At 51.3% G+C, this 312-nt stretch carries 1 protein-coding gene; it reads left to right on the plus strand.

Annotation, left to right across the window (positions count from 1 at the left end; genetic code table 11):
* On the plus strand, nucleotides 1–312 hold a 312-nt coding region (locus AF337_RS44130; RefSeq protein WP_210168035.1), incomplete at both ends, for a hypothetical protein.

Raw genomic sequence — 312 nt, forward strand, 5'->3', positions numbered from 1 at the left:
GCTCCACAGTCCAGGTTCGAAAAAAGGTCAATAAGGAAGGCAAGGGCTTCAAAGAAGAAGTAACGCTGCAGATAAAATTGCCCCGCGCTAAGGCATTCCATTGGGAACCAGGTTTGCTGCCCAATAAGGTAGCCTATACTCATTTCGAGCGCTTTCTACCGTTTCTGACACGCATCGGGGCCGAGCGGTGGCGCCACGACCACACTGGAGAAATCCTAACTGCGACGGATCTTTTGGACACATATGCGGATCATCTACCTCCAGAAGTTTCGAAGAACTTTTACGATCCGATGCCCGCCGAACTGCAAACGC

It is taken from the genome of Rhizobium ecuadorense (genome assembly GCF_001187535.1).
Taxonomy (GTDB): domain Bacteria; phylum Pseudomonadota; class Alphaproteobacteria; order Rhizobiales; family Rhizobiaceae; genus Rhizobium; species Rhizobium ecuadorense.